Genomic DNA, 9858 nt, shown 5'->3' on the forward strand with positions numbered 1-9858 from the left:
GAACATGGCCAGCTTCCCGGTACCGCCTTCCTCGACACGCAGACGGAGAACATCAACGCGGGCGGCACCTAGCCGATCGCAATCGCTTACAGACTCGAAGATACGACTACGCACGTCGGGCTCGTAGGCAAAAGCATTGTTGGTGACGAAATCGGTCGAACGTCTGCAGCCCAAAACTGAGGGTCGATCGAGTAACTTCTTCTTGGCTCGCCATGATTCGACCTCGACATTAGACGCATCGAGGCTTCGTCCTGGCGGATATAAAACCTTGATGAAGCGATGTTTCGGAGCGAGAACGACCAGCGTCTAGTCTGATAGACAAGCGCCTCGAAGGCGAACCCGACGACGCACACGAGGCCCAATATGAATACAGCTCCTGTCGACAGCGCTTTTATCGACCGACTCGGTGACCAGAGCTTCGAGTACCTGTGCGTCATGCTTTCACCTGTGATCGCGCAGTTCGCTTTGAATATCACCGGTGCGAGGCTAATCAAGGCGATGGCGCGGTCACACGATGGTGGCGTTGAGGCTAAGGCTGGAGTGCCAGCCGGGCGTGTAGCGGGGATCCAGGCCAAGGCCTACAACAGCAGCGTTTCGTCGGAGCAAACCAGCGTCGAACAATCCCTCAAACGAGTTCTTTCATCCACGGAACACTCGGACATTACGGACTTCGTCTGGTGTTCGCGCCGACCGGGCCGATCTGCCGATACAAAGGTCTCTGCTTTGCACGACGCTTTTATGCTTACGCTGCAATCGATAGTCCCCCCCTCGCGGAATCTCACAGTCCATTTTCTATCTAGCGCCGACCTCGCAGCCTTGCTCGCCAATAACCCGCCGCTGCTCTCATTCCTATCAGCAGGTGTCGTACTCGACAGCGACGACATTAACCGGTGGTCGACGAAGTACATCAGCGCCGCCCTGCAACGCGTCGGAGGCCCCGATGCACCGACGATCGAGTTCGAATCGCCCCTCACGGGAGTTCTCGAGGAGTTCAGCGGCCTGCGCGCCTTCGGGCATCGCCAGGAACAGATCTCCCGGATGGCCACGCGACTCAGGAACCGCGCGGCCGGGATCAACAACGCGACTGACGCATTGGAGTTTCGACAGCTAACAACTAGCGTGAGCGCGATTGTCGATGCCTGGGTATCCGGTTCCCCCCTAGACAATGCAACCCGCGACTTCGACGCGGTCTCCGAGCTGATCGATTTCGCCCGTAAGGTGGTCAACTCCCCTGAATTCGGCCCCGCCAGACCCGAGTCGATTGGGCACCAGTGCTTGGCACTCGCGAGAGAGTTGCTGGAGGCCGGCCCGCTGGACGAAGCGATCCGTAGCAGATTCCTGATACTCAGCGGCGCATGGGGCACAGGGAAGACCTACCATCTCGCAAAGCTCGGCGAAAAGATAATCCGTGAGGGAGGAACCGTGCTATTCGTCCGCGCACGGGATCTCCCGAAGGTCGCTTCAACGGTGTTCTCCGGTCCAGTCGCTACGATTGCGGGACCTCAGATGGAAGAAAAGCAACTTCTGTTGACTTTGGATGCAGCTGGGCGCACCACCACGGACACATTGGTCATCGTCGACGGCGTGAACGAGTGGCAGGCGGATCTCGCAGGACAGCACACATCAGAGCTTCGCCTCCTTGCGAAGGATTACCCGCATATGCGATTCGTTGTGTCGATTCGTAACGACCATGACTCCTCGCAATCGCGAGATGTGACCTACTTCCACCGTTCCCCCGACGTCGCGTCAATGAGCAAAGCCTTCGAGTCGGCGACGGGGGCATTCCCTGGCACCGCGTGGCGCGCCGCTTTGATGAACCCACTACTCGCGAGGGTCGCCGCGCTTGTGGCCGTGATGAACCCCACAGCTCAGCGTTCGGGAGCCCAACGCTTCGGCATCCTAAGCTTGCTTGAACGTTGGACTGATGTCGTAGCTGACGAGACCAGCGCGCGGTGGCCGGAGATCAGTGCGTTCTCCGTTCGCGGCATTGTGGCGTGGGTGGGACAAGCGGAGGGCAACACTCCGCTATTGCGGGCGGAGGCTCGAGCGCAATTCGGCGGCGCTCCGACGGATCGCATCCTCGACGCCCTGGTCGACTCTGGGCTACTTCTCGACAGGGACGATGAAGTGATCCAGTTCCGTTTCCAAGGCTTCGCGCAGGCAGCACAGGTGCGGGCGTCACTGACTCGAGGATCAAATGACGTAAAAGAACTGCTCAAGTTCGCGCGGCCAGAAGACTATGATTTCCTACTCGATGTTCTCGGAGAGGCGCTCATAACCAGCGATGTCGAGATCTGTGATTATCCCGGGGTTCGCGAAATGCCAGCGGGCGAGGTCCTCGCCGCATTCGCGCGGGCGCTTGCTCATCGGCATAAGTCGACTGTCACCACCAAAACGATTGAGCACATGGATACGGCCCTGCGCTCACGTGACACGGCGTGGATGGTGTTATTGGCGGCCCTCGTGTCCGCTGGAGAGGGTTTCGACGGTGTCGTGAGCCCACAATGGTTCGTCTCGCGGCTCAATGGAATCGGCGTTGGGCGGCGATCACGGGTCTGGCCGCTGGCAATCACCGATCTGCTCTCCAAAGACGACAATATTGATGTGGTGAGGCAGCTACTAGCTAGCGTCCTGGGGCGGATCACAAGCACCTCGCCCTTGAGGGAACCGCTCGCTTTCGCGCTCTTCCTGACGTGGCTGGGTTGCGACCAGGGTACAGACGGGATGCGCGATACTGCTGCGCAGCTACTCACCGAGCTCCTGCATCGCCACGCGCACATCACGCCATCGCTCTTGCAAGGTGTCTCGGCGACGCCAGGCGAGGATCACCGTCTGGAGATGGTGTTGGCCGCATGCCTGGGCGTACGAGCGAGATGGCCGCAGCCCGAGTCCACGACACAAATCGTTCGCGATGTCCGTGAATCCGCCAAATCGCTACGCCCTCGTTCTTGGACAGTCCTTATACAGCTCTACTTACTAGGTTCTGACTCAGATACCTATGGCGGAATCGACCTTCAAACTTACCTCGTGTCACAAGGGGCGGCCATCCGACGCCGCAACTGGCGAGCAGCTTTAATGGGCCATGTAAGTCCGTGGGCTATTAGCCCGTACGCTGCGGACACATTCGTGGACGGCCGTTCCCGTCGCGAAACTGCGGGAGTGGAAGACAGGATAGCTCGGGAGCTCGGATTAACGTACGCTCAACGACGACAATTACGCCGTCAACATCGCGCCGAGGAAACCGGTCGTTCTCTACGCCCGTCTGACGAGCGACAAGAACTCGACCTGGATCACGCGTCGTCGCTGGTCGAACGGCGTTGGTTGGCTGAGCAGTATGCCCGGTTCCCTCGTGGGGACCTTTTCGTAGCCAACATGGGAGTGATGAAATCGGGTGGTATTCGCAATCCAGGGGCGATGATTACGTCCGTCCGGCGAGATCCCTCTGGATTCATAGACACCTCCATCCCCGCGGCGCTTGGAATGAAGCGATCCGATACGGTTCGCCAAAAGAACCTCGCACCGAGACTTTCTAATGATCCGTCTCTAGATGACTTCCGCATTTATCTCGACGGCGAATCGTGGATTGTCTTGGGTGGCCGGTTCCGCTACCTGAACCCCGCACCTGAGCCGAGCGATCCGATGTTCGCCGTAGGAAGAAAGATCACCAGAAGCGCCCTTCGCCACGTGGATGGGCTGCCAACAGCTGGCGAGCAGCTTCATCAAGTTCTGTCAGTGGAAAGCATCTTCTACGGTTCTCCTTCCCCGAAGATCCGCACCGAGCCCATGTTGATGTGGGCTGAGCGGATACGAAGCACGCAATTCGGACCGGCTATCGACGTCCCTCACGACGCGCCGCCGACACCAACGGGCGCAATGCTGCGTCTACTTAACGCAACTTGGACCGGCGAAGGCGTCGACTGCGTTGCAGACGAGGGGAAACTCGTCATCACCGATCCTGACCAGTCGGGACCGCCGTGCGTAGCCGTCCACGAAATGACGCTGCTCGACGCTCTACGCGAGGGTGGCAGAAGCATCGTATTGCGAGTGCGACTCGTGAATCTCCGTCAACACTGGGATTCTCCCCTGGAGGTGGAGTTGGAGTTCCCGGAGCGCAGCTGAACGCATGTACTCGTCCGAGCACCGGAACGTGCCGACACTTGCGCGCAGACCTAAACCGGACAAAGCATTCGTCGAACATGCGTCTTTCGAAAACGCTCCACCCGGTCTGCTGGGAATTGAACCTGCTGTCTCGAAGGTTCGGGTGTTTTGAGACGGCGACCCACCTCGTAGGACCCGCGATCGATAGAAGATTGACTTGCCGTAGCGAGGAAATCCTGGCCAGCATCGCCGCGGCCGCGTCTCGTCTGGTGCCTCGCTTTGAAAAGTCGCCCCAGCAGACAGCGCCAGCTCCGCCACGCCCAACGAACTCGTTCGCACGATCCGCAGATCCTGCGACTTTGACCCACGGCTCGTGCTGGTCAGCACCGACCTCACCCCCGCCGGGGTCACGGCCGGCGGCTACGTGCGCTGGCAACACGGCGGCGGAAACGACCTGGCGTTCCTCGGCACCGGCAGCGAGGTGCACCTTGCGATCGAGACTGCCACCCGGCTCGCCGACGAGGGCATCAAGGCCCGCGTGATCTCGATGCCCTGCGTCGAGTGGTTCTCCGAGCAGACCGCCGACTACCGCGAGTCCGTTCTGCCGGCCGCCCTACGCGCCCGGGTGGCCGTCGAGGCCGGCCGCGGCGACGCCTGATACCGCTGGGTGGACCTGGACGGCCAAGTCGTCTCGGTCGAGGAATTCGGCGAGTCCGGCAGCGGCCCCGAAGTGCTGCGTCTCCGCGGGACCCACCTCGACGCGGTCGTCGCCGCCTCACACGCCACCCTCGCCGCCGCGGCCGGCGAGACCGCCGCGACGCACGGCACCCCCGAACTCGTCACCAACTAAGGACGCACCTCATGACTTCTCTCTCCCCCCTCCACCGGCTTCCATCCCGCCGGCGGCGCGACCGTGCACGCCGTGCGCCTGATGAAGCAGACCGTGGGCGACCGCGCCCAGGTGAAGGCCTCGGGCGGGGTGCGCGGCTTCGAGGATGCCGTTGCCATGATTGACGCGGGTGCGATCCGACTAGGCGTCTCGGGCAGCGCGGCACTACTCTCCGGCGCCACCTCGTAGGCGAGTCAAGCAGCTACTAGACAGACCACCCGCCGGCCGAACCGTGTCCTCGCTCGACTGACTTTAGGTGCGTTCGTTGCAGTCTCGCCGTGGTGCGAGCCAAATCCTTCAGCCTGCTTTTCGGTCGAGGGTTGCCTGTAACTGCTCCACCTGTCGAGCCAAGGATCGGATCTCGCCGCGGGTGGCGACTTGTGCGTCCTCTTCTTGCTTCGCGACTTGTTCGATGATCCACGAAGCAAGGGTCGCTGTCACCACACCCAGGAGCGCTACTCCCCCAAGCATCAGGCCTCCCGCGATCAGCCGCCCCAACGCGGTGACGGGAGCGAAGTCGCCGTACCCGACCGTGGTGATGGTGACAAAGGCCCACCACAGCGCATCCGCGAAGTTGGTAATCGTGCCTCCTTCAGCCGACCGCTCGGCGTCCAAGACCGCGAGCGAAGCCACAAACACGAGCAGCGCCGCTGCCCCGGCGACGTACATCACGACGCGCTCGCGAAATGCCGCTCCTGCGGTGCGCTGCAACACACTCAGCAGGGTGACTAGGCGAAGCAGTCGAAGCGGTCGAAGAAGTGGAAGGACAACAACAAGAAGGTCGAAGATGTGAGCGCGGAACCATTTCCAGCGCTGCGGTGCAAGGGCCAGGTTGACTGCGTAGTCCAGCACAAAGACCGCCCACGTCGCAGTGATCACGGCCTCCGCGACCGCGTCTTCCGGCCCGGACAAGTCACCGATGACTTGCCAGGCGTAAGCGATGAGGAAAAGGACAGCGGCGATTGTGAGTGGAATCCCGGTGATCTTCTGCCAGCGCTCTTGAGTCATACGTGCACTCTAGGGGTTCCATCTCGCCCACGGCATGACCGACTAATTCCTCGAACCAGGCTTGGGCGAACCGTCCGACCGGGGTGAAAACCGCCGGGGCAGATTGCCCAGGCGGCTCGCAGCCAATCAGGCTCTAGCGGAGGCGCCGAGACCTGGTGCCACCTCAGCAGCGCTACACGCGCTTCTTCGACTTGAAGAGCCCCGCGATGCTGCCGCCCACCGAGTCCGCCGCACCGGCAATGGCGCCGCCGACGCCCTTCACTGCAGTGAGCGCCTGCGCCTCGTCCGGAATCCCGTCCCCGTCGATGTCCACGCTTCGGAACACGCGTGTCGCCGTGCTTGCTGCGGCGGCTACGCCGGTACCCACCACGACGGCGCTCGTCGCGACGCCGCCTCCTACAGTGTTGGCAGCGTCGGCGATCCAGGTTCCCGTTGCCTTCGCCGCATCATCCAGTGCAGCGAGAGCCCGGTTGGGCTCGGCCTCGCCGACGTCGGCGTCAGGCGTCGCCGGAATACTCAGATGCGTAGGGAACTCGGCGGGGGCAGCGGCAAACGCAGACCGGGACGCTTCGACAACCTCACGCCCGAACAGGAAGCGCGTGACGCCGCCCGCCAAGGCTCCGACACCGTATTCGACGGTGGCCTGCTGCTTCCCGCTCAAGGTGTCTCGCACGGTGTCGAGCTGACCAGTTTGAATGGTCCGAACAAGACTTTGTGCCGCGCCCTCCGGGAGCGTGTCCGCGAGGGTGTTGGCCCAGTGCGACCAGTCCGTGCGGCCAGCTGCGATCTTGTGGCCGACACCGGCGACGCCCTCTGACGAAACGTCTGCAAGGTCCGCCGCCATCGTCGCGATCTGCTGCGGGCTGACCCGACCGTTCGACAAACCGTAGACCAGTGCATGAGCCTGGTCCTGGTCGAGGTCCATGCCGTGAATGTCCGCTACAGCTAGTGCGAAGATCGCGGTGATCTCAAACTGCAGCTGTTCATCGCCCGCCGGGAGGAGCGCTGCTGCTCGCTGAGCACCGGTCTTCGCCACGCCCAGCGCCATGCTCTTGGCGGCCATCTTCGCAGCCGACTTGGCCGCTACCTTTGTGACTTCTTTGGTGGCCTTCTTGGCGGCCTGTTGGCCCGCACTCTTGGCGCCGGCTGCTGCGGCCCCGACGACGGGGATCAGAGCAATGCCGACATCGGCAGCGATCGCTCCGGCGGCGATGACGGCACCCGCGGTGCTAATCGAGGTGCCATAGTGTCGCTCGAGCATCTGGATCACCTCGGCGGGCGTCGCCTCAGGATGCCGGCGCCGAAGCCGCATCACGTACTTGCGAGCGATTGAATGCCGGGCGCTCACCGCTTTCGCGATGTCACGCGCGGCATCTTCCTCAACGATCTCCGCCTCCAGTGTGAAGGGCACGATGTCGGTCATTCGGGGTTCCTCTCTAACAACCGGCTCGATCAACCCCACTTAGGCGAGGACCGGATCCCGACGTGCTCCAGTGCGCGAGGCAGGAGAGTCAATTGCCGCGTTGAACGCGATCTGCACGAACAACGCCCCGAGGGGTCCGAGCAGAAAGAGGATCCAGAACGCGGCGTGCCGGCTGAGTCCGCCGTTGGTGGCTTCTTCGACTCCGACTGCGTACTTCCATTCCCACCAGATGCTGACGATCGGCAGGATGATCAGCCAAGCGGTGGGGATTTTGCTGTGCGCCACGCGATTGATCTCGTTCTTGGTCTTCACGAACCAGACCAACGTATAAATGCCGAAGGTTATGAATGGGAGAAGCAGCGGCGCTGCCGGACTACGACGTTTCATGAACTTCCCCCGGATTTGGCGATCAATAGTCAGCGTGACATCCCGGTCACGTGAGCCATGGCCAATTCGCACCCCCAGTACGGGTTGCAACGCCCGCCACAGCTCCCCGAGCACGCTCCAGTGCCCGCGCCCGAATTTCAGTGCATTACCCAAGTTGCGCCGCCGTACCCCAACCGTGAGACTGACCAGCGGGGGCGCATGCGCGTCACCGGTACCGACTCACAAGGAGCACCGGATGGCCGAGCAGTCCGAGGATCGGGTCGGGGTCTACTTGGACTTCGACAACATCGTCATCTCTCGCTACAACCAGCTGCACGGCCCCAATCAGTTCGCCAAGGACAAAGCACGCCACCACACCAGCAGTCACGCGAAGGCCGATCCCGCCGTTACCGCCCGCATCCAACTCGCGATGATCGACATCGGTGCAGTGCTGGACTACGCGTCATCCTTCGGCTCCATCGTCATCAGCCGCGCCTACGCCGACTGGTCGGCCGCGGTCAACGCCCGGTACCAGCGTCAGCTCACCGACCGTGCCGTTGACCTCATCCAGCTGTTCCCGACGGTGGCGTCACTCAAAAACGGGGCGGACATCCGCCTGGCCATCGATGTCATGGAAGATTCGTTCCGTCTCGCCGATCTCTCCCACATCGTCATCGTCGCCGGCGACTCGGACTACATCCCGCTCGCCCAACGCTGCAAGCGACTCGGCCGGTATGTCATCGGCATCGGGGTGTCGGGCGCAACGAGCACCTCGCTCGCCGCGGCCTGCCACGAGTTCGCCGACTACGACTCCCTCCCGGGGATAGTGAGTGCGGCACAGCTCTCCGATCCGGCTATCGAGTCAGCGGATGCACCGGAAACCGCACCTGCGGTGTCAGACCTCGCGCCACCCGCAGCTGGAGCACCGGCCGATCCGGCAAAAATGATGTCGGAAAGCACGGCCAACAGCCCGGCCGCTCGCAAGGCTGCGACAGCCCTGCTCGTTCGGGCGATGGACCTGCTGGCGAACAACGATCAGGAGTGGCAACACGCCTCGGCCCTCAAGCTGCAGATGCGGCGCATGGATCCGTCGTTTCAGGAGCGGACCCTGGGATTCCGCCAGTTCTCGGATTTTCTAAAGTCCCGCCACACGGTAGTCGAGCTCGACAAGAAGAGCCCGACCGGTCCTGTTCTACTCCGCCTGCGGGCCTGATCACGGGTGCTGACGCGCGCCCGAGCGGTCGCCGCCACCCCGACGACCGCTCGACCGAACCCCGCTAGCGCGTCTTCTTGCCGTTCCCGCGGGCCGTCGGCGCTACCGGCGGCGTGGACGTACCTGTCTCGTGCTGCTCGCTCATCGCGCTGAGGCGCTCACCGTCGTCGAATCCGCGCTTCGACTTGCCGCGCACGTCTTTGACGTAGCGGCCCATCGACGCGCTCATGTTCGAGACCGCCTCGGAGCCCGCCGTGTAGGTCATCGAGCTGCCGGCGTCAAAACCGAGGCGTTCCCCGGAGAGCACGGCATCCTGGTTGGCACCGAGGAATATGAAGTCCCAGCTGTACTGCTCCTTCTGCTGCGTCACCAAAGCACGCACGGCGTTCAGGCTGAACTCCCGGCTGGAATTCTCCTCACCGTCGGTGACGACAACGACCTGCACGGTATCGGGGCGGGCGTGTTCGGGCAGGGCCGCGAGCACCCGGCCGAAGCCGGTGACGGACTGGCCAATTGCATCGAAGAGGGCGGTGGCGCCGCGCGGCTCGAGGCTGATAGTGATGTCCTTCGGTTCGGCCAGCGAGTACTGCGTTTCGATCTCGGTGTCGAACGTGACGATGTCGACGGTGAGCAGCCCCGGCTCGGCCGCCTGCTCGGCGAGCATCGTGGTGAGTCCGCCGACCATGTCGTCGCGGATGCCGGCCATTGAACCGCTGCGGTCGATGACGAGCAGCAGTGCCGTGTAGTTCGGATCAGTCATGGTGTTCCCCATTCATCCATTCGCTCCCCCGGCGGGAACAGGATCAGTGTCTCAGGAGCCACTGACATTGGGCCCGCCCCGCGTCAGCACTTGGCCAGCAT

General features: G+C 62.6%; 8 protein-coding genes and 1 pseudogene. 5 read left to right on the top strand and 4 right to left on the bottom strand.

The features are described 5' to 3' along the window. The first annotated feature begins 363 nt into the window (after positions 1-363). From E3T22_RS03300 to E3T22_RS03315, 4 genes and pseudogenes are all read left to right on the top strand, one after another. Positions 364-4119, top strand: a complete 3756-nt coding sequence (locus tag E3T22_RS03300; RefSeq protein ID WP_134480320.1) for a hypothetical protein — start codon at positions 364-366, stop codon at positions 4117-4119. A 352-nt stretch (positions 4120-4471) separates the two neighbouring features. Continuing rightward, complete coding sequence (locus tag E3T22_RS03305; protein ID WP_166789253.1) at positions 4472-4756, top strand: transketolase C-terminal domain-containing protein; 285 nt, start codon at positions 4472-4474, stop codon at positions 4754-4756. A 9-nt stretch (positions 4757-4765) separates the two neighbouring features. Next, positions 4766-4948 carry a hypothetical protein gene (locus E3T22_RS03310; protein WP_134480323.1) on the top strand — a complete coding sequence of 61 codons (183 nt, stop codon included), beginning with the start codon at positions 4766-4768 and terminating at the stop codon, positions 4946-4948. 30 nt (positions 4949-4978) lie between these two features. Beyond that, positions 4979-5176 (top strand): annotated as a pseudogene (locus tag E3T22_RS03315) (2-deoxyribose-5-phosphate aldolase); the annotation flags it as partial. Positions 5177-5284: 108 nt separating this feature from the next. Here E3T22_RS03315 and E3T22_RS03320 read toward each other — a convergent pair. The 3 genes from E3T22_RS03320 to E3T22_RS03330 form a co-directional block, all read right to left on the bottom strand. Continuing rightward, a complete protein-coding gene (locus tag E3T22_RS03320) occupies positions 5285-5995 on the bottom strand; it encodes a potassium channel family protein (protein ID WP_134480324.1) in 711 nt (236 codons plus the stop codon). Positions 5996-6167: 172 nt separating this feature from the next. Continuing rightward, the gene (locus E3T22_RS03325; RefSeq protein ID WP_134480325.1) at positions 6168-7418 is read right to left on the bottom strand and encodes a hypothetical protein; all 1251 of its coding nucleotides are present in this window, start codon (positions 7416-7418) and stop codon (positions 6168-6170) included. A 39-nt stretch (positions 7419-7457) separates the two neighbouring features. Then, a complete protein-coding gene (locus E3T22_RS03330) occupies positions 7458-7958 on the bottom strand; it encodes a DUF4234 domain-containing protein (RefSeq protein WP_134480326.1) in 501 nt (166 codons plus the stop codon). Positions 7959-8040: 82 nt separating this feature from the next. On the opposite strand from E3T22_RS03330, the gene E3T22_RS03335 reads away from it, so the two are divergent. Next, positions 8041-8997 (top strand): NYN domain-containing protein, encoded by a 957-nt coding sequence (locus E3T22_RS03335; protein ID WP_134480327.1) that lies wholly within the window; start codon positions 8041-8043, stop codon positions 8995-8997. A 64-nt stretch (positions 8998-9061) separates the two neighbouring features. Here the strand turns inward: E3T22_RS03335 and E3T22_RS03340 are convergent, their stop codons facing one another. Further along, positions 9062-9757, bottom strand: a complete 696-nt coding sequence (locus E3T22_RS03340) for a vWA domain-containing protein (protein WP_134480328.1) — start codon at positions 9755-9757, stop codon at positions 9062-9064. Positions 9758-9858: the final 101 nt, after the last annotated feature.

Origin of the sequence: Cryobacterium sp. TMB3-10, assembly GCF_004402305.1 — a bacterium.
In the GTDB taxonomy this organism is placed as follows: domain Bacteria; phylum Actinomycetota; class Actinomycetes; order Actinomycetales; family Microbacteriaceae; genus Cryobacterium; species Cryobacterium zongtaii.

Bases quoted from the DNA above. Each gene is read 5' to 3' on its own strand.
- E3T22_RS03325 (WP_134480325.1), bottom strand. From the start codon at position 7,418: ATGACCGACATCGTGCCCTTCACACTGGAGGCGGAGATCGTTGAGGAA.
- E3T22_RS03335 (WP_134480327.1), top strand. From the start codon at position 8,041: ATGGCCGAGCAGTCCGAGGATCGGGTCGGGGTCTACTTGGACTTCGAC.
- E3T22_RS03340 (WP_134480328.1), bottom strand. From the start codon at position 9,757: ATGACTGATCCGAACTACACGGCACTGCTGCTCGTCATCGACCGCAGC.
- E3T22_RS03320 (WP_134480324.1), bottom strand. From the start codon at position 5,995: ATGACTCAAGAGCGCTGGCAGAAGATCACCGGGATTCCACTCACAATC.
- E3T22_RS03300 (WP_134480320.1), top strand. From the start codon at position 364: ATGAATACAGCTCCTGTCGACAGCGCTTTTATCGACCGACTCGGTGAC.